At 55.8% G+C, this 23,794-nt stretch carries 19 protein-coding genes and 1 pseudogene; 17 read left to right on the top strand and 3 right to left on the bottom strand.

The features are described 5' to 3' along the window. Position 1: 1 nt before the first annotated feature. A complete protein-coding gene (locus tag IM317_RS12220; RefSeq protein WP_033144596.1) occupies positions 2-1,432 on the bottom strand; it encodes a sodium:alanine symporter family protein in 1,431 nt (476 codons plus the stop codon). Positions 1,433-1,694: 262 nt separating this feature from the next. Between IM317_RS12220 and tal the strand changes: the two genes are divergently transcribed. From tal to IM317_RS12205, 3 genes are all read left to right on the top strand, one after another. Next, positions 1,695-2,648, top strand: coding sequence for a transaldolase (gene tal, locus IM317_RS12215; RefSeq protein WP_023310342.1), 954 nt, complete (start codon positions 1,695-1,697; stop codon positions 2,646-2,648). 110 nt (positions 2,649-2,758) lie between these two features. Further along, positions 2,759-3,346 (top strand): molybdopterin adenylyltransferase, encoded by a 588-nt coding sequence (gene mog / locus IM317_RS12210; protein ID WP_023310343.1) that lies wholly within the window; start codon positions 2,759-2,761, stop codon positions 3,344-3,346. A 122-nt stretch (positions 3,347-3,468) separates the two neighbouring features. Continuing rightward, the gene (locus tag IM317_RS12205) at positions 3,469-4,791 is read left to right on the top strand and encodes an MFS transporter (RefSeq protein ID WP_033144597.1); all 1,323 of its coding nucleotides are present in this window, start codon (positions 3,469-3,471) and stop codon (positions 4,789-4,791) included. Here IM317_RS12205 and satP read toward each other — a convergent pair. Beyond that, positions 4,768-5,334: an acetate uptake transporter gene (gene satP / locus IM317_RS12200; protein WP_008502042.1), complete on the bottom strand. Its 567-nt coding sequence runs from the start codon at positions 5,332-5,334 to the stop codon at positions 4,768-4,770. The two genes, IM317_RS12205 and satP, sit on opposite strands and share 24 nt — an antisense overlap. Before the next feature lie 296 nt (positions 5,335-5,630). Between satP and dnaK the strand changes: the two genes are divergently transcribed. From dnaK to nhaR, 4 genes are all read left to right on the top strand, one after another. Then, the gene (dnaK, locus tag IM317_RS12195; RefSeq protein ID WP_023310346.1) at positions 5,631-7,544 is read left to right on the top strand and encodes a molecular chaperone DnaK; all 1,914 of its coding nucleotides are present in this window, start codon (positions 5,631-5,633) and stop codon (positions 7,542-7,544) included. A gap of 87 nt (positions 7,545-7,631) precedes the next feature. Beyond that, the gene (gene dnaJ, locus IM317_RS12190) at positions 7,632-8,777 is read left to right on the top strand and encodes a molecular chaperone DnaJ (protein WP_023310347.1); all 1,146 of its coding nucleotides are present in this window, start codon (positions 7,632-7,634) and stop codon (positions 8,775-8,777) included. A 172-nt stretch (positions 8,778-8,949) separates the two neighbouring features. Then, complete coding sequence (nhaA, locus tag IM317_RS12185) at positions 8,950-10,125, top strand: Na+/H+ antiporter NhaA (RefSeq protein ID WP_033144599.1); 1,176 nt, start codon at positions 8,950-8,952, stop codon at positions 10,123-10,125. Positions 10,126-10,183: 58 nt separating this feature from the next. Further along, positions 10,184-11,083, top strand: a complete 900-nt coding sequence (nhaR, locus tag IM317_RS12180; RefSeq protein WP_033144600.1) for a transcriptional activator NhaR — start codon at positions 10,184-10,186, stop codon at positions 11,081-11,083. A gap of 57 nt (positions 11,084-11,140) precedes the next feature. On the opposite strand, the gene rpsT is transcribed toward nhaR, so the two are convergent. Beyond that, on the bottom strand, positions 11,141-11,404 hold the full coding sequence (rpsT, locus tag IM317_RS12175) for a 30S ribosomal protein S20 (RefSeq protein WP_003856458.1): 264 nt from the start codon (positions 11,402-11,404) through the stop codon (positions 11,141-11,143). A gap of 101 nt (positions 11,405-11,505) precedes the next feature. Here rpsT and IM317_RS23955 point away from each other — a divergent pair. The 10 genes and pseudogenes from IM317_RS23955 (at position 11,506) to IM317_RS12130 (ending at position 23,718) form a co-directional block, all read left to right on the top strand. Further along, positions 11,506-11,724, top strand: a pseudogene (locus IM317_RS23955) (DUF2575 domain-containing protein). Positions 11,725-11,731: 7 nt separating this feature from the next. Further along, the gene (ribF, locus tag IM317_RS12170; protein WP_023310350.1) at positions 11,732-12,658 is read left to right on the top strand and encodes a bifunctional riboflavin kinase/FAD synthetase; all 927 of its coding nucleotides are present in this window, start codon (positions 11,732-11,734) and stop codon (positions 12,656-12,658) included. Between the two features lie 45 nt (positions 12,659-12,703). Then, positions 12,704-15,520, top strand: a complete 2,817-nt coding sequence (gene ileS, locus IM317_RS12165) for an isoleucine--tRNA ligase (protein ID WP_033144601.1) — start codon at positions 12,704-12,706, stop codon at positions 15,518-15,520. After that, the gene (gene lspA, locus IM317_RS12160) at positions 15,520-16,020 is read left to right on the top strand and encodes a signal peptidase II (RefSeq protein WP_033144602.1); all 501 of its coding nucleotides are present in this window, start codon (positions 15,520-15,522) and stop codon (positions 16,018-16,020) included. The genes ileS and lspA overlap by 1 nt, the downstream gene beginning before the upstream one ends. Before the next feature lie 52 nt (positions 16,021-16,072). Next, the gene (fkpB, locus tag IM317_RS12155; RefSeq protein ID WP_003856450.1) at positions 16,073-16,522 is read left to right on the top strand and encodes an FKBP-type peptidyl-prolyl cis-trans isomerase; all 450 of its coding nucleotides are present in this window, start codon (positions 16,073-16,075) and stop codon (positions 16,520-16,522) included. Between the two features lies 1 nt (position 16,523). Beyond that, entirely contained in the window at positions 16,524-17,474 is a 951-nt protein-coding gene (gene ispH, locus IM317_RS12150; RefSeq protein ID WP_033144603.1) for a 4-hydroxy-3-methylbut-2-enyl diphosphate reductase, read from the top strand. Between the two features lie 205 nt (positions 17,475-17,679). Then, positions 17,680-18,501: a 4-hydroxy-tetrahydrodipicolinate reductase gene (dapB, locus tag IM317_RS12145; RefSeq protein ID WP_033144604.1), complete on the top strand. Its 822-nt coding sequence runs from the start codon at positions 17,680-17,682 to the stop codon at positions 18,499-18,501. Positions 18,502-18,954: 453 nt separating this feature from the next. Continuing rightward, a complete protein-coding gene (gene carA / locus IM317_RS12140; RefSeq protein ID WP_033144605.1) occupies positions 18,955-20,103 on the top strand; it encodes a glutamine-hydrolyzing carbamoyl-phosphate synthase small subunit in 1,149 nt (382 codons plus the stop codon). A gap of 18 nt (positions 20,104-20,121) precedes the next feature. Further along, positions 20,122-23,346: a carbamoyl-phosphate synthase large subunit gene (carB, locus tag IM317_RS12135; RefSeq protein WP_023310356.1), complete on the top strand. Its 3,225-nt coding sequence runs from the start codon at positions 20,122-20,124 to the stop codon at positions 23,344-23,346. A 138-nt stretch (positions 23,347-23,484) separates the two neighbouring features. Next, positions 23,485-23,718: a YgdI/YgdR family lipoprotein gene (locus tag IM317_RS12130; protein ID WP_023310357.1), complete on the top strand. Its 234-nt coding sequence runs from the start codon at positions 23,485-23,487 to the stop codon at positions 23,716-23,718. The last annotated feature ends 76 nt before the right edge of the window (positions 23,719-23,794 follow it).

The raw sequence follows: 23,794 nt of genomic DNA, 5'->3' as shown, positions 1-23,794 counted from the left end.
GTTATTGCCGCGGCAAATCATCCCACGTGCCGGGGGCAAGCTGCGCCTTAATATCGGGATAGCGGGCGGGATCAAATACCGGCGGAACGCCGAGTTTGCGCTGACGCAGATAGTCTCTGGCAATCAGGGTCACAACGGGCGAGAGCAGCAGGATAGCGGTGAGGTTCGTGATCGCCATTAGCGCCATAATGATATCGGCCAGCTGCCAGACCAGCGGCATACTGAGGAAGGAGCCAGCGATGATCATCAGAATGACCGCGAGCCGCAGGGCTCCGATTGCGGTACGGGAGTCGAGCTTCAGGAAAATAAGGTTATTTTCGGCGTAGAGGTAATTCACCACAATCGAACTGAAGGCAAACAGCACCAGGACGAGCGAGACAAATCCTGCTCCCCAGCCGCCGGTCAGGTTCACCAGCGCCTGCTGGAGAAGCTGTATCCCGGCGGTTCCAGAGGAGTGCGGGACGGGGCCTGCCAGCAGCAAAATCATGGCGCTGGCGGAGCAGATGATAATGGTATCGGTAAAGACGCCAATCATCTGCACAATGCCCTGTGCGGCCGGGTGTGGCGGCCAGGAAGAGGCGGCAGCGGCCGCGTTGGGGGTTGACCCCATTCCGGCTTCATTGGAGAACATGCCCCGCTGAAAACCCGCCATCAGCGCCTGGCTGAAGGTATAGCCCAGCGCCCCGGAGGCTACCTCGCGCCAGCCAAAAGCGCTTTTGACGATGGTCGCAATCACGCCCGGCACCTGGTCGATATGCCGTGCGGCGACGAACAGGCTCGCGACCACCCAAAGCAGCGCCATAACGGGAACCAGCCACTGCATCAGGCGGGCAACGCCCCTGAGACCGGCAGAAATAGTGAGCAGAACGACGAGGGCTAAAGCAATACCGGCGACCCACTCCGGGCAGGAGAAGGCATAGCGCAGGGCATTGGCGACAGAATTTGCCTGGACGGTATTAAAAATAAGACCGTATGCGAGCAGTAAAAAAAGCGAAAACAGAACGCCCATCCAGCGCATCCCCAAGCCACGCGCCATGTACCACGCGGGACCGCCGCGAAACTGGCCGTTTTTATCTTTCTCTTTATACAGCTGGGCGAGCGAACTTTCGGCAAAGGAGGTGGCCATCCCGAGTAGCGCCGTCACCCACATCCAGAAGACCGCGCCTGGCCCGCCGGCGCTGATGGCCAGCGCAACGCCCGCCAGATTCCCGCTGCCGAGGCGTGCCGCCAGGCTGGTACAGAGTGCCTGAAACGACGTTAATCCGCCCGGCTGGGGCGTAACGCTGTTTTTCAGACTTCTGCCAAACTTGCGAATATAACGAAACTGGATAAACCCACTGCGTAGCGTAAACCAAATACCTGCTCCCAGAAGCAGGTAAATCATTATCGAACCCCACAGGACTTCGTTAATAAAGAAAAAGAAATCAGGCATTAACGTCCCTCTTGTTGATGCCAAAGTGAATATGTAAGCGCTACCACTGATTGGGCATGCTGTTGCTTAGCAGCCTGTTAATCTTCCGAGTTTACCATACTCTACCTAAGCGCACTGTCTGCGGTTGCGCTACCCCTCCGTCGTGTTATCATCAGGGCAGACCGGTTACATCCCCCTAACAAGTAAACCTGTCATTTTTCCGCTGCAGACATGCTGTCGGTAGCGTGAATTATCCAGGGCACGTTAAAAGAGAAACACTATCATGACGGATAAATTGACCTCCCTTCGTCAGTTCACCACTGTCGTAGCTGACACCGGAGATATCGCGGCAATGAAGCTGTACCAGCCGCAGGATGCCACAACTAACCCTTCTCTGATCCTTAACGCCGCACAGATCCCTGAGTATCGCAAACTGATTGACGACGCAGTGACCTGGGCGAAAGCACAGAGCAACGACCGCGCGCAGCAGGTTGTGGATGCCACCGACAAACTGGCAGTGAACATCGGTCTGGAAATCCTGAAGCTGGTTCCTGGCCGTATCTCTACCGAAGTGGATGCACGTCTCTCCTACGACACCGAAGCGTCTATCGCCAAAGCGAAACGCCTGATCAAAATGTACAACGACGCTGGCATCAGCAACGACCGTATCCTGATCAAACTGGCTTCCACCTGGCAGGGTATCCGCGCGGCAGAGCAGCTGGAAAAAGACGGTATCAACTGTAACCTGACCCTGCTGTTCTCCTTCGCGCAGGCGCGTGCATGTGCAGAAGCAGGCGTATACCTGATTTCTCCGTTCGTGGGCCGTATTCTGGACTGGTACAAAGCCAACACCGATAAGAAAGAGTACGCGCCGGCTGAAGATCCAGGCGTGGTTTCTGTTACTGAAATCTACGAATACTACAAACAGCACGGCTATGAGACTGTGGTTATGGGCGCAAGCTTCCGTAACGTCGGTGAAATCATCGAGCTGGCTGGCTGTGACCGCCTGACCATCGCCCCTGCGCTGCTGAAAGAGCTGGCAGAAAGCGAAGGTACCATCGAGCGTAAGCTGTCTTACACCGGTGAAGTGAAAGCACGCCCAGAGCGCATCACTGAATCCGAGTTCCTGTGGCAGCACAACCAGGATCCAATGGCTGTAGATAAGCTGGCGGACGGTATCCGTAAGTTTGCTGTTGACCAGGGCAAACTGGAAAAAATGATCGGCGACCTGCTGTAATCATTCTGCGTGACCGGGCTCCCGGTCACGCGACTTCTTTCGTACCCTGTCTGAATCTCCTCTCTGCGTGTATCATTCCCTTTAATCAGTACTTTTTGAATGGAATGGATATGAATACCTTACGCATCGGCCTAGTGTCGATTTCTGACCGCGCCTCCAGCGGCGTTTACCAGGATAAAGGCATCCCCGCTCTGGAAGAGTGGCTTGGCAGCGCGCTGACCACCCCCTTTGACATTCAGACCCGCCTGATCCCTGACGAACAGCCGATCATCGAGCAGACGCTCTGCGAGCTGGTGGATGAGATGAGCTGCCACCTTGTTCTGACGACGGGCGGAACCGGCCCCGCGCGCCGCGACGTGACGCCGGACGCAACGCTGGCGATTGCCGATCGTGAAATGCCGGGCTTTGGCGAGCAGATGCGCCAGATAAGTCTACACTTTGTCCCGACGGCCATTCTCTCCCGTCAGGTGGGCGTAATCCGCAAACAGGCATTGATTCTGAACCTGCCGGGCCAGCCGAAGTCGATCAAAGAGACGCTGGAAGGGCTGAAAGCAGAAGATGGCAGCGTCCTCGTTCACGGCATCTTTGCAAGTGTACCGTATTGTATACAGTTGCTTGACGGTCCGTATGTGGAAACCGATGAGAAAGTGGTAGCAGCTTTTCGCCCGAAAAACGCACGTCGCGAAACAATCTCCTGAAATTAACCAATATGTGACATTAGCTGAAGCGGCGATAGCGTGGTAAAGCTTTTACGGTATAGTAATTTTTTCTTTACGATTGCTGTAAAAATAATTCCACAACAAACGCAAAATGGTTCGCTATGTCACATAACACACGACCTCTGAATCGACAGGACTACAAAACTCTCACGCTCGCGGCCTTAGGCGGTGCGCTGGAGTTTTACGACTTTATCATCTTCGTCTTCTTCGCCGCCGTGGTGGGAGAACTCTTCTTCCCGGCGGATATCCCGGATTGGCTGCGTCAGGTGCAAACCTTCGGCATTTTTGCCGCCGGGTATCTGGCGCGTCCGCTGGGCGGCATTATCATGGCCCACTTTGGCGATCTGGTCGGGCGCAAGAAGATGTTTACCCTTAGCATCCTGCTGATGGCCGTGCCGACGTTGGCCATTGGTCTGCTGCCCACCTATGCCTCGATGGGCATTCTCGCTCCGTTGCTGCTGTTGCTGATGCGCGTTCTTCAGGGCGCGGCGATTGGCGGTGAAGTGCCGGGCGCGTGGGTGTTTGTCGCGGAGCATGTTCCGGCGCGCCGCATTGGAATCGCCTGTGGAACCTTAACCGCGGGCTTAACGGTAGGGATTTTGCTCGGTTCCGTCGTCGCGACAATTGTAAACACCAGCATGACGCAGCAGGCCGTGCACGACTGGGGCTGGCGTATTCCGTTCCTGCTGGGCGGGGCGTTTGGTCTGGTCGCGATGTACCTGCGCCGCTGGCTGCAGGAGACGCCGATTTTCCTCGAGATGCAGCAGCGCAAAGCGCTGGCGCAGGAGCTGCCGGTGAAGGCGGTCGTGGTACGTCATAAAAAAGCGGTGGTGGTGTCGATGCTGCTCACCTGGCTGCTTTCGGCGGGCATTGTGGTGGTGATATTGATGTCCCCGGTGTGGCTGCAAAAGCAGTACGATTTCGCCCCTGCCGTGACGTTACAGGCGAACAGTATCGCGACAATCATGCTCTGCTTTGGCTGTCTGGCCGCCGGGCTGGCGGCAGATCGTTTCGGCGCCAGCGTTACCTTTATCGTCGGCAGCCTGTTACTGGCCGCATCAAGCTGGGCGTTTTACCATCTGGCAGGCAGCCATCCTGAACAGCTGTTCCTGCTGTACGGCGTGGTGGGGCTGTGCGTGGGCGTAGTGGGTGCTGTGCCTTACGTCATGGTGCGAGCTTTCCCGCCGGAAGTACGCTTCACCGGGATCTCATTTTCCTACAACGTGTCGTATGCCATTTTCGGCGGGCTGACGCCGATTGCGGTGACGGTGCTGATGGGTGTTTCGCCGATGGCGCCAGCCTGGTATGTGCTCGCGCTCTCGCTGATGGGGCTGGTATTAGGAATTTGGCTGGGGCAGATGAGGGGATGTCGTGCCCGCGAAGCGGACACGACAGAGGGATCAGTGTTTTTCACCAATCGGTAGAACGGTGCGGTCAAACTGCTCGTTCAGCACTTCACCCATTGCGAGGTAGATAGCGCTTGCGCCGCAAACCAGACCAATCCAGCCTGCAACATGAACGATGCCTTCGTTATCCACCAGGTGACCGATCGCCAGCAGGGCGAACAGCACGGTCAGGCTCAGGAAAACGAACTGCAGCATGCGGTTACCTTTCAGGGTACCGAAGAACATGAACAGGGTGAAGACGCCCCACAGGCCCAGGTAAACGCCCAGGAAGTGGGCGTTTGCCGCGTCTGCCATGCCCATTTTAGGCAGCAGCAGAATGGCAACCAGGGTCAGCCAGAAAGAACCGTAAGAGGTGAAGGCGGTTAAGCCGAAGGTATTGCCTTTCTTATATTCCAGCAGGCCCGCGAAGATTTGCGCGATACCGCCGTAAAAAATGCCCATCGCCAGGATGATGCCATCCATCGGGAACATCCCGATATTGTGCAGGTTCAGCAGGATAGTGGTCATGCCAAAACCCATCAGGCCCAGCGGAGCCGGATTAGCCAACTTAGTGTTGCCCATAAGTCCTCAAAAAAATCATCATTAATATGGTGAAATGGTTAAACCCGCGTCAGTTCTCCCTGACTGGGCGCGGCATCATAATGGGCGCAATCGGTGGCGTCTATGATCTCATCAGGGTGAAATTAAAATTTTTTTTATGCTTGCCCCTTGATGGATGCCGTCGCGACCCCATCTTGTAGTCAACCGCAGTGTGTGGACCTGAAAAAAATCAAATCTGGGCAGTTGAAAAAGCACGTTCTGCCCTTATTACAGGTACACAACCACATGTTGACTGAATTTTTAGTGGAGACGTTTAGATGGGTAAAATTATTGGTATCGACCTGGGTACTACCAACTCTTGTGTAGCGATTATGGATGGCACTACTGCACGCGTGCTGGAGAACGCCGAGGGCGATCGCACCACGCCTTCTATCATTGCTTATACCCAGGATGGTGAAACTCTGGTTGGTCAGCCGGCTAAACGTCAGGCAGTGACAAACCCGCAAAACACCCTGTTTGCGATTAAACGCCTGATCGGCCGCCGCTTCCAGGACGAAGAAGTTCAGCGTGACGTTTCCATCATGCCTTACAAAATCATCGCGGCAGATAACGGCGATGCATGGCTTGATGTGAAAGGCACCAAAACTGCACCACCGCAGATTTCTGCTGAAGTGCTGAAAAAAATGAAGAAAACCGCTGAAGATTACCTGGGTGAACCGGTAACTGAAGCTGTTATTACCGTTCCTGCGTACTTCAACGATGCTCAGCGTCAGGCAACCAAAGATGCTGGCCGTATCGCAGGTCTGGAAGTAAAACGTATCATCAACGAACCAACCGCTGCTGCACTGGCTTACGGTCTGGATAAAGAAGTTGGCAACCGTACTATCGCGGTTTACGACCTGGGTGGTGGTACCTTCGATATCTCTATTATCGAAATCGACGAAGTTGACGGCGAAAAAACCTTCGAAGTTCTGGCAACCAACGGTGATACCCACCTGGGTGGTGAAGACTTCGATACCCGTCTGATTAACTACCTCGTTGACGAGTTCAAGAAAGATCAGGGCATTGACCTGCGTAACGACCCGCTGGCCATGCAGCGCCTGAAAGAAGCCGCTGAGAAAGCGAAGATCGAGCTGTCTTCCGCTCAGCAGACCGACGTGAACCTGCCGTACATCACTGCAGACGCGACCGGTCCTAAACACATGAACATCAAAGTGACCCGTGCGAAACTGGAAAGCCTGGTAGAAGACCTGGTGAACCGTTCAATCGAGCCGCTGAAAGTTGCTCTGCAGGACGCTGGCCTGTCCGTATCCGATATCCAGGACGTTATCCTGGTCGGTGGTCAGACCCGTATGCCAATGGTTCAGAAGAAAGTGGCTGAGTTCTTTGGTAAAGAGCCACGTAAAGACGTTAACCCGGACGAAGCGGTCGCAATCGGCGCTGCGGTTCAGGGTGGCGTACTGACCGGTGAAGTTAAAGACGTACTGCTGCTGGACGTTACCCCGCTGTCTCTGGGTATCGAAACCATGGGCGGTGTGATGACTGCGCTCATCAACAAAAACACCACCATCCCAACGAAACACAGCCAGGTGTTCTCTACCGCTGAAGACAACCAGTCTGCGGTAACCATCCATGTGATTCAGGGTGAGCGTAAGCGTGCGGCGGATAACAAATCTCTGGGTCAGTTCAACCTGGACGGTATTAACCCGGCACCGCGCGGCATGCCGCAGATCGAAGTGACCTTCGACATCGATGCTGACGGTATCCTGCACGTGTCTGCGAAAGACAAAAACAGCGGTAAAGAGCAGAAGATCACCATCAAGGCATCTTCTGGCCTGAACGAAGCGGAAATCGAAAAAATGGTTCGCGATGCCGAAGCTAACGCGGAATCCGACCGTAAGTTCGAAGAGCTGGTTCAGACCCGTAACCAGGGTGACCATCTGCTGCACAGCACCCGTAAGCAGGTTGAAGAAGCAGGCGATAAACTGCCAGCGGAAGACAAGACTGCTATCGAAGCTGCACTGAGCGCGCTGGAATCCTCACTGAAAGGTGAAGACAAAGCGGACATCGAAGCGAAGATGCAGGAACTGGCGCAGGCTTCTCAGAAGCTGATGGAAATCGCTCAGCAGCAGCACGCTCAACAGCAGGCGGGCGCTGACGCTTCGGCGAACAACGCGAAAGACGACGACGTTGTCGACGCTGAGTTCGAAGAAGTTAAAGATAAAAAATAATCGCCCTGATGCAGGGTAATTAATCGGCACGGGCGTAGGAGAACTCTCCACGCCCGTGCTCGCATGTTAAGGGGCTTAAAAAAACCAATGGCAAAGCAAGACTATTACGAGATTTTAGGCGTTCCGAAAACTGCGGAAGAGCGTGAAATCAAAAAGGCGTACAAGCGCCTGGCCATGAAATTCCACCCGGACCGTAACCAGGGTGACAAAGAGGCTGAAGCCAAATTTAAAGAGATCAAAGAAGCCTACGAAGTCCTGACCGATGCACAAAAACGTGCGGCCTATGACCAGTACGGTCACGCTGCCTTTGAACAGGGCGGCATGGGCGGCGGTGGATTCGGTGGCGGCGGCTTTGGCGGCGGCGCTGACTTCAGCGATATCTTTGGCGATGTATTTGGCGACATTTTCGGCGGCGGCCGTGGTCGTCAGCGCGCGGCGCGCGGCGCGGACCTGCGCTACAACATGGAGCTGACGCTGGAAGAGGCCGTTCGCGGCGTAACCAAAGAGATCCGTATCCCGACGCTGGAAGAGTGTGACGTTTGCCACGGCAGCGGCGCGAAAGCGGGCACACAGCCTCAGACCTGTCCAACCTGTCACGGCTCTGGTCAGGTACAGATGCGTCAGGGCTTCTTCGCGGTACAGCAGGCCTGTCCTCACTGTCACGGTCGCGGCACGCTGATTAAAGATCCATGCACCAAATGCCACGGGCACGGTCGCGTTGAGAAAACCAAAACTCTGTCCGTTAAGATCCCGGCTGGCGTCGATACGGGCGACCGCATCCGTCTGGCAGGTGAGGGCGAAGCAGGCGAGCACGGCGCACCGGCAGGCGATCTGTACGTTCAGGTGCAGGTGAAACAGCACGCCATCTTCGAGCGTGAAGGTAATAACCTGTACTGCGAAGTGCCGATCAACTTCGCGATGGCGGCACTCGGTGGCGAAATCGAAGTGCCAACGCTGGACGGTCGCGTGAACCTGAAAGTGCCTGGCGAAACCCAGACCGGCAAGCTGTTCCGCATGCGCGGGAAAGGCGTTAAATCCGTTCGCGGTGGCGCCCAGGGCGACCTGCTGTGCCGCGTCGTCGTGGAAACGCCGGTTGGCCTGAACGACAAGCAGAAACAGCTGCTGAAAGAACTGCAGGAGAGCTTTGGCGGTCCGACGGGTGAGAAAAACAGCCCGCGTTCCAAAAGCTTCTTCGATGGCGTCAAAAAATTCTTCGATGATTTGACTCGCTAATTCGTTAGCTGGTTTTCATCTTCTCAAAGCCCGGAAGCGATTCCGGGCTTTTTTATTTGCGCGTATAGCTCGGTTAAACTGAGTCTATACTCAACATTAATCTGTTTTTGCCGAGCTATTTGGCTTGGTATTATGGTTTTATCGAGGTATTGTTGTAAAAGAGAGAACTTAAATGAAATTACTACACCGTTTCTTTAGCAGTGAGGCGTCCGGTGGCGTGATCCTGATTATTGCCGCAGCGGCCGCGATGGTGCTGGCTAACCTTGGCATCACGCAGGATCTCTACCATGCATTTCTGGAAACGCCCGTTGAGCTGAAGGTCGGGGCGCTGGAAATTAACAAGAACATGCTGCTGTGGATCAACGATGCGCTAATGGCGGTGTTCTTCCTGCTGGTGGGTCTTGAGGTTAAGCGTGAGCTGGTTCTGGGCTCGCTTGCCAGCCGCCAGCGCGCGGCGTTTCCGGTGATTGCCGCGCTCGGCGGGATGGTGGTGCCGGCGCTGCTCTTCCTGGCGTTCACCTGGCAGGATCCTGTTGCGCGTGACGGCTGGGCGATCCCGGCCGCGACGGATATCGCCTTTGCGCTCGGTGTCTTAGCCTTGCTCGGTAGCCGCGTGCCGGTGGCCCTGAAAATCTTCCTGATGGCGCTGGCGATCATCGATGACCTGGGCGCCATTGTGATTATCGCGCTGTTCTACACCAGCGATCTGTCGATCCTGTCCCTGAGCGTCGCCGCCGGGGCGATTGCGGTGCTGGCGCTGCTGAACATCTTCAATGTTCGCCGCATCGGTATCTATATCCTGGTGGGGATGGTGCTGTGGACGGCGGTGCTGAAATCCGGCGTGCACGCCACGCTGGCTGGTGTGATTGTCGGCTTCTTCGTGCCGCTTAAACCGCAGGACGGCAAGTCGCCTGCCAAACAGCTGGAGCATGTGCTGCACCCTTGGGTTGCCTTTATGATCCTGCCGCTGTTTGCGTTTGCCAACGCGGGCGTTTCCCTCGGCGGCGTGACGCTGGACGGGCTGACGTCCGTGCTTCCGCTGGGCATTATTGCCGGGCTGTTTATCGGTAAGCCGCTGGGCATTAGCCTCTTCTGCTGGCTGGCGACGAAGCTGAAGCTGGCGTCATTGCCGCATGGCACCACGTTTTCGCAGATTATGGCCGTCGGCGTGCTGTGTGGTATCGGGTTTACGATGTCGATCTTTATTTCGACACTGGCGTTTGGTACTCATGCGCCTGAGCTTATCGTCTGGGCTAAACTCGGCATTCTCATCGGGTCATTACTGGCCGCGGTAATCGGTTATACCTTGTTGAAGGTGAAGTTGTCCGGACAGGCCGTCCAGGCATAACGGAACACCGGGAGGAGGCGATCCTTCTCCCGATACACACTCAGGGAGAGAAGACGCGATGTCTCATTTAAATTACAACCATCTGTACTACTTCTGGCACGTCTATAAACAGGGCTCGGTGGTGGGGGCGGCAGAGGCGCTCTACCTGACGCCGCAAACCATCACCGGGCAAATCAAGGCCCTGGAAGAGCGCCTGCAGGGCAAGCTGTTCAAGCGTAAGGGGCGTGGGATTGAACCCAGCGAACTGGGTGAACTGGTTTTCCGCTATGCGGACAAAATGTTCACCCTGAGCCAGGAGATGCTGGATATCGTCAACTACCGCAAAGAGTCGAACCTGCTCTTTGACGTGGGCGTGGCGGATGCGCTGTCCAAGCGGCTGGTGAGCGGCGTGCTGGATGCGGCGGTGGTGGAAGATGAGCAAATCCACCTGCGCTGCTTTGAATCCACCCACGAGATGCTGCTGGAACAGCTGAGCCAGCACAAGCTGGACATGATTATCTCGGACTGCCCGATTGACTCCACCCAGCAGGAAGGGCTGTTCTCGGTGAAGATTGGCGAATGTGGCGTGAGCTTCTGGTGTATCAACCCGCCGCCGGAGAAAACCTTCCCGGCCTGCCTGGAAGAGCGTCGCCTGCTGGTGCCTGGGCGACGCTCAATGCTCGGACGCAAGCTGCTGAACTGGTTTAATTCGCAGGGGCTTAAGGTAGAAATCCTCGGTGAGTTCGACGATGCGGCGCTGATGAAAGCCTTTGGCGAAGCGCATAATGCGATCTTCGTTGCGCCGACGCTGTACGCGCACGATCTCTATTCAGACGACAAGATTACGGAGATAGGCAGAGTGGATAACGTGATGGAGGAGTATCACGCCATATTTGCCGAAAGAATGATTCAGCACCCGGCGGTGCAGCGAATCTGCAACCGTGACTACTCGGCGCTGTTTACGCCACCGGCAATCTGAAGGCATAAAAAAACCCGCGTTAAGCGGGTTCTTTAAACAAGCAACAACAAGTAGCGATTAAGCCAGTTTGTTGATCTGCGCGGTCAGGTTTGCTTTATGACGCGCTGCTTTGTTTTTGTGGATCAGACCTTTAGCAGCCTGACGATCCACGATTGGTTGCATTTCGTTAAATGCGTTCTGCGCTGCAGCTTTGTCGCCTGCTTCGATTGCTGCGTATACTTTCTTGATGAAAGTACGCATCATAGAGCGACGGCTTGCGTTGTGCTTACGAGCCTTTTCAGACTGAACGGCACGTTTCTTAGCTGATTTGATATTAGCCAAGTCCAACTCCCAAATATGTTCTATGTGGACAATTCAAAGGCCGAGGAATATGCCCTCTTTGCCTTCTTTTGTCAATGGATTTGTGCAAATAAGCGCCGTTAATTAGCGACGCTACGTTACGTAGTGATGGCGCAGGATTCTACCAGCTTGTCTTCCCTGAATACAGCCTTTCGGCATAAAAATCGCAGTTCAAGAGCAGATTTTTTCGCTGCGAAAGGTCAGCCTGATGAAATCATTACGGCTTTCTGTTTTGCGCGAACAATCGCCGGTTAACCTTAACCGCTGTACAAGGTATACTTTGGCGATTTTCACTGTTTTGAGCCAGACATGAAGCTGATACGCGGCATACATAATCTCAGCAGCGCGCCACACGGGTGCGTGCTGACTATTGGTAATTTCGACGGCGTGCATCGTGGTCATCAGGCGCTGTTGCAGGGATTGCGGAAAGAAGGGGAGGCCCGTGGCCTGCCCGTTGTAGTGATGATTTTCGAGCCGCAGCCGCTGGAGCTGTTCGCGGGCGATAAATCTCCCGCCCGACTCACTCGCCTGCGCGAGAAATTGCGCTATCTGGCGGAGTCCGGCGTGGACTATGTATTGTGTTTACGTTTCGATCGTCGCTTTGCCGCGCTGACAGCACAAAATTTCGTCAGCGACCTGCTGGTTAAGCGTCTTGGCGTACAGTTTCTTGCCGTGGGCGATGATTTCCGCTTTGGCGCTGGTCGTCAGGGCGATTTCTTGCTATTACAGAAGGCTGGTCTGGAGTATGGATTTGACGTCACCAGCGCGATGACCTTCTGCGAAGGCGGCGTGCGCGTCAGCAGCACGGCGGTGCGTCAGGCGCTGGCTAATGATGACCTGGACACGGCAGAAACCCTGCTGGGCCATCCGTTCACCATCTCTGGCCGCGTGGTCCATGGCGATGCGCTGGGCCGCACGATAGGCTTCCCGACGGCGAATATACCGCTGCGTCGTCAGGTTTCCCCGGTTAAAGGGGTGTATGCGGTGGAAGTGGCAGGACTGGGCGATAAGCCGTTCTACGGCGTCGCCAACATTGGCACGCGTCCGACCGTCGCCGGTGTGCGTCAACAGTTAGAAGTGCACCTGCTGGACGTTGTAATGGACCTCTATGGTCGCCATATAGATGTGATACTGCGTAAAAAAATACGCAACGAGCAGCGATTTGGTTCGCTGGATGAACTAAAAGCGCAAATTGCGCGAGATGAATTGACGGCCCGCGAGTTTTTTGGGCTTTGAACCCGGCTTAACTGCCTACGTGATAAATACGGAACCGAGAATCTGATGAGTGACTATAAATCAACCCTGAATTTGCCGGAAACAGGGTTCCCGATGCGCGGCGATCTCGCCAAGCGCGAACCGGGAATGCTGGCGCGTTGGACCGATGATGACCTGTACGGCATCATTCGTGCAGCCAAAAAAGGCAAAAAAACCTTCATTCTGCATGATGGCCCTCCATATGCGAATGGCAGCATTCATATTGGTCACTCGGTTAACAAGATTCTGAAAGACATTATCGTGAAGTCCAAAGGCCTCACGGGATATGACTCGCCTTACGTTCCGGGCTGGGACTGCCACGGTCTGCCAATCGAGCTGAAAGTGGAGCAAGAGTTTGGCAAACCGGGTGAGAAGTTCACCGCCGCCGAGTTCCGTGCGAAGTGCCGCGAATACGCAGCCACGCAGGTTGACGGTCAGCGCGCTGATTTCATCCGTCTGGGCGTGCTGGGCGACTGGTCGCACCCATACCTGACCATGGATTTCAAAACTGAAGCCAACATCATCCGTGCGCTGGGTAAAATCATCGGTAACGGCCACCTGCACAAAGGCGCTAAGCCGGTGCACTGGTGCGTGGACTGCCGCTCTGCGCTGGCAGAAGCGGAAGTTGAATATTACGACAAAACCTCTCCGTCTATCGACGTGGCGTTCAACGCTGTCGATCAGGATGCGGTGAAGGCTAAATTTGGCGTCTCCTCGGTAAATGGCCCGATCTCTCTGGTGATCTGGACCACCACCCCGTGGACCCTGCCGGCGAACCGTGCGATCTCCCTGTCCGGTGAGTTCGAATACGCGCTGGTTCAGATTGACGGTCAGGCGGTTATCCTGGCGAAAGATCTGGTTGAGAGCGTGCTGAAGCGCGCGCATATCACCGACTACACCGTGCTGGGCACCGTGAAAGGCGACGCGCTGGAGCTGATGCGCTTCAAACACCCGTTCCTGGACTTCGACGTTCCGGCGATCCTGGGCGACCACGTGACGCTGGAAGCGGGTACCGGTGCTGTACATACCGCCGGTGGCCACGGTCCTGACGACTACAACATCAGCCTGAAGTACGGTCTGGAAATCGCTAACCCGGTTGGCCCGGACGGATCTTACCTGCCAGGCACCTATCCGGCGCTGGACGGTATCAACGTCTTCAAAGCGAACGACATCATCGTCGACATGCTGCGCACCAGCGGCGCGCTGCTGCACGTTGAAAAAATGCAGCACAGCTATCCGTGCTGCTGGCGTCACAAAACCCCGATCATCTTCCGTGCGACCCCGCAGTGGTTCGTCAGCATGGATCAGAAAGGCCTGCGCGAGCAGTCTCTGAAAGAGATCAAAGGCGTGCAGTGGATCCCTGACTGGGGCCAGGCGCGTATCGAATCCATGGTGGCTAACCGTCCTGACTGGTGTATCTCCCGTCAGCGTACCTGGGGCGTGCCGATGTCTCTGTTCGTGCATAAAGAGACGCAGGAGCTGCACCCAAACACCCTGGAACTGATGGAAGAAGTGGCGAAACGCGTCGAAGTTGACGGTATTCAGGCGTGGTGGGATCTCGACTCCCGCGACATCCTGGGCGCTGACGCAGACAACTACGAGAAAGTGCCGGATACCCTGGACGTGTGGTTCGACTCCGGGTCTACCCACTCTTCCGTGGTTGACGTGCGTCCGGAATTTGCCGGTCACGCTGCCGATATGTATCTGGAAGGGTCTGACCAACACCGCGGCTGGTTCATGTCATCTCTGATGATCTCCACCGCCATGAAGGGTAAAGCGCCTTACCGTCAGGTACTGACTCACGGCTTCACCGTGGATGGTCAGGGCCGTAAGATGTCCAAATCTATCGGTAACACCGTTTCTCCGCAGGATGTGATGAACAAGCTGGGCGCAGACATTCTGCGTCTGTGGGTAGCCTCTACCGATTACACCGGCGAAATGGCGGTGTCTGACGAGATCCTGAAGCGTGCTGCCGACAGCTATCGTCGTATCCGTAACACCGCGCGCTTCCTGCTGGCGAACCTGAACGGGTTCGATCCGGCAAAAGACATGGTGAAACCGGAAGAGATGGTGGTGCTGGACCGCTGGGCGGTAGGCTGCGCGAAAGCGGCGCAGGAAGATATTCTGAAAGCCTATGAGTCTTACGACTTCCACGAAGTGGTGCAGCGCCTGATGCGCTTCTGCTCCATCGAGATGGGCTCGTTCTACCTCGACATCATCAAAGACCGCCAGTACACCGCGAAAGCGGACAGCGTGGCGCGTCGTAGCTGCCAGACCGCGCTGTTCCACATCGCAGAAGCGCTGGTGCGCTGGATGGCGCCGATCATGTCCTTTACCGCGGATGAAATCTGGGGCTACCTGCCGGGCGAGCGTGAGAAGTATGTGTTCACGGGCGAGTGGTACGAAGGTCTGTTCGATCTCTCCAGCACCGAAGCGATGAACGATGCCTTCTGGGACGAGCTGCTGAAAGTGCGTGGCGAAGTGAACAAGGTTATCGAGCAGGCGCGCGCGGACAAGAAAGTCGGCGGCTCTCTGGAAGCGGCAGTTACGCTGTATGCCGAACCGGAGCTGGCGGCGAAGCTGACGGCGCTGGGCGATGAATTACGATTTGTCCTGTTGACCTCCGGTGCGAAAGTTGCGGATTATGCCGATGCTTCTGCTGATGCTCAGCAGAGCGAGCTGCTCAAAGGACTGAAAGTCGCGCTGAGCAAAGCCGACGGTGAGAAATGCCCGCGTTGCTGGCATTACACCACCGATGTTGGCCAGGTGGCGGAACACGCAGACATCTGCGGACGCTGTGTAAGCAACGTCGCCGGTGACGGCGAAAAACGTAAGTTTGCCTGATGAGTAAAACTCTCTGTTCAACAGGACTGCGCTGGCTGTGGCTGGTTGTGGTGGTGCTGATTATCGATCTGGGCAGCAAGTTCCTGATCCTCCAGAATTTTGCTCTGGGGGAGACGGTTCCGCTATTCCCGTCGCTTAACCTGCACTACGCGCGTAACTACGGCGCAGCGTTTAGTTTCCTTGCCGACAGCGGTGGCTGGCAGCGCTGGTTCTTTGCGGGTATCGCTCTCGGTATCTGCGTGATCCTCGCGGTGCTGATGTACCGCTCGAAGGCCACGCAAAAGCTGAATAACATTGCCTACGCGCTGATCATTGGCGGCGCGCTGGGCAACCTGTTTGACCGCCTGTGGCACGGCTTTGTGGTCGATATGATCGACTTCTACGTCGGCGACTGGCACTTCGCGACCTTTAACCTGGCCGATACGGCAATTTGTATCGGTGCGGCGTTAATCGTGCTGGAAGGCTTCTTGCCTAAACCGGCCGCGAAAGAGCAGGCGTAACACACTCGCCCGGTGGCGTAATGCTACCGGGCAAAACAAGCGAGCAATTTGCATGTCTAAATCCGTACAGAGCAACAGCGCGGTTCTCGTTCACTTCACGCTGAAGCTGGATGACGGCTCCACGGCCGAATCCACCCGCAATAACGGCAAACCGGCCCTGTTTCGTCTTGGCGATACCTCCCTGTCTGAAGGTCTTGAGCAGCAGCTTCTGGGCCTGAAAGAGGGTGAGAAAAAAGCCTTTTCGCTGGAGCCGGATGCCGCGTTTGGCGTGCCGAGTCCGGACCTGATCCAGTATTTCTCGCGCCGCGAGTTTATGGACGCGGGTGAACCGGAGATCGGAGCGATTATGCTCTTTACCGCTATGGACGGCAGCGAAATGCCTGGCGTGATCCGCGAAATCAACGGCGACTCTATTACCGTTGACTTCAACCATCCGCTTGCCGGGCGTACCGTTCATTTTGATGTTGAAGTGCTGGAAATCGATCCTGCACTGGAGGCCTGAAATGCAGATCCTGTTGGCTAACCCGCGCGGCTTCTGCGCCGGTGTAGACCGCGCTATCAGCATTGTTGAAAACGCGCTGGAAATTTACGGCGCGCCGATTTATGTGCGTCACGAAGTGGTACACAACCGCTACGTGGTCGACAGCCTGCGCGAGCGCGGCGCCATCTTCATTGAGCAGATCAGCGAAGTGCCGGACGGTGCGATCCTGATCTTCTCCGCGCACGGCGTCTCTCAGGCGGTACGTAACGAAGCGAAAAGCCGCGATCTGACCGTATTCGATGCCACCTGTCCGCTGGTGACAAAAGTGCATATGGAAGTGGCGCGCGCCAGCCGCCGTGGTGAAGAGTCGATTCTGATTGGCCATGCCGGTCATCCGGAAGTCGAAGGCACCATGGGCCAGTACAGCAACCCGGAAGGGGGGATGTATCTGGTTGAGTCGCCTGAAGATGTCTTTACGCTGAACGTGAAAAATGAAGCCCGTCTGTCGTTTATGACCCAGACGACGCTCTCCGTAGACGATACTTCAGACGTGATTGACGCGCTGCGTCAGCGCTTCCCGAAAATCGTTGGCCCGCGTAAGGATGATATCTGCTACGCGACCACTAACCGTCAGGAAGCGGTGCGCGCACTGGCTGAAAAGGCGGATGTGGTGCTGGTAGTCGGCTCCAAAAACTCGTCTAACTCCAACCGTCTGGCCGAACTGGCGCAACGCATGGGGAAAGCGGCTTTCCTGATTGATGACGCGTCGGATATTCAGGAGGCGTGGGTTAAGCACGCGGCATGTGTCGGCGTGACGGCCGGGGCGTCTGCGCCAGATATTCTGGTACAGAACGTCATTTCTCGTCTGCAGGAACTGGGCGGTGGCGAAGCGGTGCCGCTGGAAGGTCGTGAAGAAAACATCGTTTTTGAAGTCCCGAAAGAACTGCGCATCGACGCCCGCGAAGTCGAATAGTCCTTTTTCTGATGAAAGGCCAGCACCTCCTGTGCTGGCCTTTTTTTTACCCGTTACTTTATCGTGACGACAAAATCATGTCTTTTACTGATATTTAAGTCGGTTTCACGTTAAATTCTAATTATCGGTGTTTTCAGTTGGCAGTGCTTCTCAAGGCTGGTTAATCTGAAAACGGTTTACATCATTTTAACGTAAGAGAATAACTATGCATGATGCACAGATCCGTGTCGCCATTGCGGGCGCGGGTGGACGTATGGGCCGTCAGCTTATTCAGGCGGCACTTCAGATGGATGGCGTCGCGCTTGGCGCGGCACTGGAGCGTGAAGGTTCGTCGCTTCTGGGAACCGATGCCGGTGAGCTGGCGGGCGCAGGCCACACGGGCGTTACCGTGCAAAGCAGCCTGGAGGCGGTAAAAGAGGACTTCGATGTATTCATCGATTTTACCCGCCCGGAAGGGACGCTCACGCATCTGGCGTTTTGTCGTCAGCACGGCAAGGGGATGGTGATCGGCACCACCGGTTTTGACGATGCGGGCAAGCAGGCTATCCAGGATGCATCAAAAGAGATTGCGATTGTCTTCGCGGCAAACTTCAGCGTGGGCGTTAACGTCATGCTGAAGCTGCTGGAGAAGGCCGCGAAGGTGATGGGCAACTATACCGATATTGAGATCGTAGAAGCTCACCACCGTTACAAGGTTGATGCGCCATCGGGTACGGCGCTGGCGATGGGCGAAGCGATTGCTCATGCACTTGATAAAGACTTAAAAGACTGCGCGGTCTATACCCGCGAAGGTTACACCGGCGAACGCGTGCCGGGCACTATTGGCTTTGCAACCGTGCGAGCGGGTGACATCGTCGGCGAACATACGGCGATGTTCGCCGATATTGGTGAACGTGTCGAAATTACGCATAAAGCCTCCAGCCGAATGACGTTTGCCAACGGCGCCGTACGCTCTGCTTTGTGGCTTAAAAACAAGAAAAACGGCCTTTTTGATATGCGAGATGTGCTCGATCTCAACAATTTGTAAGCATTATTACCCATCGTGATGTGGTTATTGCAGTCGTAATTGTTTGATTGCATAGGGCAATATTTTATTGCCCTTTTATTTTGTCTGTTTTATAGCGTATTTTTGTTTAAGTCTCTAAATATCTATCTCTTGTGGCGTTTTAACGTTACTGAAATGTAAATTTTGACCATCTGGTCTACTTTATAGTGCTGCACCATCTCATTTTTCATTAAACCAGGCGCGCAAGCGTTTTCCGCAGTGATTTACCTGATCTTTTTGTCGCTTAAGCCGCATTCCACTCGCCAGACTTGCAAAAGAGTAAACAAAATATCCGTTTTAAGTTGACTTTTACCCACCAAATCCCCAGAATGCCGCCGTTTGCCAAAAATCCGCTGGCAACACATTTGCATTGATCCATGACATGCTATGAATTAATATGCAAATAAAGTGAGTGAATATTCTCTGGAGGGTGTTTTGATTAAGTCAGCGCTATTGGTTCTGGAAGACGGAACCCAGTTTATCGGTCGGGCCATAGGGGCAACGGGTTCGGCGGTTGGGGAAGTCGTTTTCAATACTTCAATGACCGGTTATCAAGAAATCCTCACTGATCCTTCCTATTCTCGCCAAATCGTTACTCTTACTTATCCTCATATCGGCAATGTCGGCACCAATGCGGCTGACGAAGAATCTTCTCAGGTACATGCGCAAGGCCTGGTCATCCGCGACCTGCCGCTGATTGCCAGCAATTTCCGCAATACCGAAGACCTCTCTTCTTACCTCAAGCGCCATAACATCGTGGCGATTGCCGATATCGATACCCGTAAGTTAACGCGTCTGCTGCGCGAGAAGGGTGCACAGAACGGCTGCATCATCGCGGGTGATAACCTCGATGCGACGCTGGCGCTGGAAAAAGCGAAAGCCTTCCCGGGCCTGAACGGCATGGACCTGGCGAAAGAAGTGACGACCGCTGAAGCCTACAGCTGGACCCAGGGTAGCTGGACGCTGGAAGACGACCTGCCTGAAGCGAAAAAAGAGAGCGAGCTGCCGTTCCACGTGGTGGCCTACGATTTCGGCGCCAAGCGCAACATCCTGCGCATGCTGGTTGACCGCGGCTGCCGCCTGACGGTGGTTCCGGCACAAACGTCTGCCGAAGACGTGCTGAAGATGAATCCGGACGGTATTTTCCTGTCCAACGGCCCTGGCGACCCGGCGCCGTGCGATTACGCCATCGCCGCCATCAAGTCCTTCCTGGAAACCGACATCCCGGTATTCGGCATCTGCCTCGGCCATCAGCTGCTGGCGCTGGCGAGCGGTGCGAACACCGTTAAGATGAAGTTCGGCCACCACGGTGGTAACCACCCGGTGAAAGACATCGATAACAACACGGTGATGATCACCGCGCAGAACCACGGCTTTGCCGTCGATGAAGCCTCGATGCCGGCTAACCTGCGCGTGACCCATAAGTCGCTGTTCGATGGCACCCTGCAGGGGATTCATCGCACCGATAAGCCAGCATTCAGCTTCCAGGGTCACCCGGAAGCCAGCCCGGGCCCACACGACGCCGCGCCGCTGTTCGATCACTTCATCGAACTTATCGAGCAATACCGTAAGACCGCTAAATAATCAGGAGCCGAGAAGACAATGCCAAAACGTACAGACATAAAAAGCATCCTGATCCTTGGCGCTGGCCCGATCGTCATCGGCCAGGCCTGCGAATTCGACTACTCCGGCGCGCAGGCGTGTAAAGCCCTGCGTGAAGAGGGTTACCGCGTTATCCTGGTGAACTCTAACCCGGCAACCATCATGACCGACCCGGAAATGGCTGATGCAACCTACATCGAGCCGATTCACTGGGAAGTGGTGCGTAAAATCATCGAGAAAGAGCGTCCGGACGCGGTGCTGCCAACCATGGGCGGCCAGACGGCGCTGAACTGTGCGCTGGAGCTGGAGCGTCAGGGCGTGCTGGAAGAGTTCGGCGTGACCATGATTGGTGCGACCGCCGACGCGATTGATAAAGCAGAAGACCGTCGCCGCTTCGACGTGGCGATGAAGAAAATCGGCCTCGACACCGCGCGTTCCGGTATCGCACACAACATGGAAGAAGCGCTGGCCGTCGCGGCTGACGTGGGCTATCCGTGCATCATCCGTCCATCGTTCACCATGGGCGGCACCGGCGGCGGCATCGCCTACAACCGCGAAGAGTTCGAAGAGATTTGCGAACGCGGTCTGGATCTCTCTCCAACCAAAGAGCTGCTGATTGATGAATCGCTGATTGGCTGGAAAGAGTACGAGATGGAAGTGGTGCGTGATAAAAACGACAACTGCATCATCGTCTGCTCCATCGAAAACTTCGATGCGATGGGTATCCACACCGGTGACTCCATCACCGTTGCGCCAGCCCAGACCCTGACCGACAAAGAGTATCAAATCATGCGTAACGCCTCGATGGCGGTACTGCGTGAAATCGGCGTTGAAACCGGCGGTTCTAACGTGCAGTTCTCGGTGAACCCGAAAACAGGCCGTCTGATTGTTATCGAAATGAACCCGCGCGTGTCCCGTTCCTCCGCGCTGGCTTCTAAAGCGACCGGCTTCCCGATTGCGAAAGTGGCGGCGAAGCTGGCGGTGGGTTATACCCTCGACGAGCTGATGAACGACATCACCGGTGGCCGCACGCCAGCGTCCTTCGAGCCGTCAATCGACTACGTTGTGACCAAAATTCCACGCTTCAACTTCGAGAAATTCGCAGGCGCGAACGACCGTCTGACCACCCAGATGAAATCTGTCGGTGAAGTGATGGCGATTGGCCGCACGCAGCAGGAATCCCTGCAGAAAGCGCTGCGCGGCCTCGAAGTGGGCGCGACCGGTTTTGACCCGAAAGTGAGCCTGGACGACCCGGAAGCGCTGACCAAAATCCGCCGCGAGCTGAAAGACGCGGGCGCAGAGCGTATCTGGTATATCGCCGATGCCTTCCGTGCGGGCCTCTCCGTCGACGGCGTGTTCAATCTGACCAACATCGACCGCTGGTTCCTGGTGCAGATTGAAGAGCTGGTGCGTCTGGAAGAACAGGTCGCGGAGCTGGGCATCACCGGCCTGGACGCTGACTTCCTGCGCGTGCTGAAGCGTAAAGGCTTCGCAGATGCGCGTCTGGCTAAGCTGGCGGGCGTGCGTGAAGCGGAAATCCGCAAGCTGCGCGACCAGTACGACCTGCACCCGGTCTACAAGCGCGTGGACACCTGTGCGGCTGAATTCTCGACCGACACTGCCTACATGTACTCCACCTATGAAGACGAGTGCGAAGCGAACCCGTCCGTCGACCGCGACAAGATTATGGTGCTGGGCGGCGGTCCAAACCGTATCGGCCAGGGCATCGAGTTCGACTACTGCTGCGTACACGCCTCGCTGGCGCTGCGCGAAGACGGTTACGAGACCATCATGGTCAACTGTAACCCGGAAACCGTATCGACCGACTACGACACCTCTGACCGCCTCTACTTCGAGCCGGTTACCCTGGAAGACGTGCTGGAAATCGTGCGCATCGAGAAGCCAAAAGGCGTTATCGTGCAGTACGGCGGCCAGACCCCGCTGAAGCTGGCGCGCGCGCTGGAAGCAGCAGGCGTGCCGGTTATCGGCACCAGCCCGGACGCGATTGACCGTGCGGAAGACCGCGAGCGTTTCCAGCAGGCGGTTGACCGTCTGAAGCTGAAACAGCCGGCGAACGCCACCGTTACCGCCATTGAAATGGCCGTTGAGAAGGCGAAAGAGATTGGCTACCCGCTGGTGGTACGTCCTTCCTACGTGCTGGGCGGCCGCGCGATGGAAATCGTGTATGACGAAGCCGACCTGCGTCGCTACTTCCAGACTGCGGTGAGCGTTTCCAACGATGCGCCAGTGCTGCTCGACCGCTTCCTCGACGACGCGGTTGAAGTGGACGTTGACGCCATCTGCGACGGCGAAATGGTGCTGATTGGCGGCATCATGGAGCACATCGAGCAGGCGGGCGTGCACTCCGGCGACTCCGCCTGTTCTCTGCCAGCCTACACGCTGAGCCAGGAGATTCAGGACGTGATGCGCCAGCAGGTGCAGAAGCTGGCCTTTGAGCTGCAGGTTCGCGGTCTGATGAACGTCCAGTTCGCGGTGAAAGACAACGAAGTCTACCTGATTGAAGTCAACCCGCGTGCGGCACGTACTGTACCGTTCGTCTCCAAAGCCACCGGCGTTCCGCTGGCGAAAGTGGCGGCGCGCGTGATGGCGGGTCAGACGCTGGCGCAGCAGGGCGTGACCAAAGAGATCATTCCACCGTACTACTCGGTGAAAGAAGTGGTGCTGCCGTTCAACAAATTCCCGGGCGTTGACCCGCTGTTAGGGCCAGAAATGCGCTCTACCGGGGAAGTGATGGGCGTGGGACGCACCTTCGCAGAAGCGTTCGCGAAGGCGCAGCTGGGCAGTAGCTCCACCATGAGAAAATCAGGCCGTGCGCTGCTCTCCGTTCGCGAAGGCGACAAAGAGCGCGTGGTTGACCTGGCCGCCAAGCTGCTGAAACAGGGCTTCGAGCTGGACGCGACCCACGGTACCGCGATTGTGCTGGGCGAAGCCGGCATCAACCCGCGTCTGGTGAACAAGGTGCATGAAGGTCGTCCGCACATTCAGGACCGTATCAAGAATGGCGAATACACCTACATCATCAACACCACCGCAGGCCGCCAGGCGATTGAAGACTCCAAGCTGATTCGCCGCAGCGCGCTGCAGTACAAAGTGCACTACGACACCACCCTGAACGGCGGTTTCGCAACGGCCATGGCGCTGAACGCGGATGCCACCGAGAAGGTGATTTCAGTGCAGGAAATGCACGCGCAGATTAGCAAATAAGTAAAAATGCCCGGTGCCGTTCGGTTGCCGGGCATTCTCCCATCTTCAGAACCTTCTGGTTTTTCATCCGCTTTCAGTCAGTTAGCCTAAAATGGTTAGGTCGATAACGAAATTCAACTGAGAGCAGGGGAAAACACCATGCAAAATAAATTACTGATCGCTTCCGTTCTGGCTGCCACGACAATGTTCACCGTTGCGGGCTGTTCGTCTAATCAGGCCGTAAAAACCACCGATGGCAAAACCATTGTCACCGACGGCAAACCGCAGGTAGATGACGATACCGGTCTGGTGTCATATAAAAACGCCGAAACCGGTCAAACCGAGCAGATTAACCGTGACCAGGTGAAATCCATGGGCGAGCTGGATAACTAATTCAGAATTCTGACGTAAGCCCGTCAATAATATTCACTATTAGCCTGTTGAATTACTGACTACACTCTTTTGTTAA

The organism is Enterobacter cloacae complex sp. S3 (genome assembly GCF_014930495.1).
GTDB lineage: Bacteria > Pseudomonadota > Gammaproteobacteria > Enterobacterales > Enterobacteriaceae > Enterobacter > Enterobacter asburiae_B.
Note: the sequence above shows the minus strand (reverse complement) of the source record. Positions and strands in the feature narration are given on the sequence as shown.

What these genes read in the sequence shown, in the direction of transcription:
- dnaK (WP_023310346.1), top strand. Translation starts at nt 5,631, where the DNA reads ATGGGTAAAATTATTGGTATCGACCTGGGTACTACCAACTCTTGTGTA.
- tal (WP_023310342.1), top strand. Translation starts at nt 1,695, where the DNA reads ATGACGGATAAATTGACCTCCCTTCGTCAGTTCACCACTGTCGTAGCT.
- IM317_RS12220 (WP_033144596.1), bottom strand. Translation starts at nt 1,432, where the DNA reads ATGCCTGATTTCTTTTTCTTTATTAACGAAGTCCTGTGGGGTTCGATA.
- ispH (WP_033144603.1), top strand. Translation starts at nt 16,524, where the DNA reads ATGCAGATCCTGTTGGCTAACCCGCGCGGCTTCTGCGCCGGTGTAGAC.
- mog (WP_023310343.1), top strand. Translation starts at nt 2,759, where the DNA reads ATGAATACCTTACGCATCGGCCTAGTGTCGATTTCTGACCGCGCCTCC.
- dnaJ (WP_023310347.1), top strand. Translation starts at nt 7,632, where the DNA reads ATGGCAAAGCAAGACTATTACGAGATTTTAGGCGTTCCGAAAACTGCG.
- lspA (WP_033144602.1), top strand. Translation starts at nt 15,520, where the DNA reads ATGAGTAAAACTCTCTGTTCAACAGGACTGCGCTGGCTGTGGCTGGTT.
- ribF (WP_023310350.1), top strand. Translation starts at nt 11,732, where the DNA reads ATGAAGCTGATACGCGGCATACATAATCTCAGCAGCGCGCCACACGGG.
- ileS (WP_033144601.1), top strand. Translation starts at nt 12,704, where the DNA reads ATGAGTGACTATAAATCAACCCTGAATTTGCCGGAAACAGGGTTCCCG.
- nhaA (WP_033144599.1), top strand. Translation starts at nt 8,950, where the DNA reads ATGAAATTACTACACCGTTTCTTTAGCAGTGAGGCGTCCGGTGGCGTG.
- satP (WP_008502042.1), bottom strand. Translation starts at nt 5,334, where the DNA reads ATGGGCAACACTAAGTTGGCTAATCCGGCTCCGCTGGGCCTGATGGGT.
- IM317_RS12130 (WP_023310357.1), top strand. Translation starts at nt 23,485, where the DNA reads ATGCAAAATAAATTACTGATCGCTTCCGTTCTGGCTGCCACGACAATG.
- carB (WP_023310356.1), top strand. Translation starts at nt 20,122, where the DNA reads ATGCCAAAACGTACAGACATAAAAAGCATCCTGATCCTTGGCGCTGGC.
- dapB (WP_033144604.1), top strand. Translation starts at nt 17,680, where the DNA reads ATGCATGATGCACAGATCCGTGTCGCCATTGCGGGCGCGGGTGGACGT.
- nhaR (WP_033144600.1), top strand. Translation starts at nt 10,184, where the DNA reads ATGTCTCATTTAAATTACAACCATCTGTACTACTTCTGGCACGTCTAT.
- fkpB (WP_003856450.1), top strand. Translation starts at nt 16,073, where the DNA reads ATGTCTAAATCCGTACAGAGCAACAGCGCGGTTCTCGTTCACTTCACG.
- IM317_RS12205 (WP_033144597.1), top strand. Translation starts at nt 3,469, where the DNA reads ATGTCACATAACACACGACCTCTGAATCGACAGGACTACAAAACTCTC.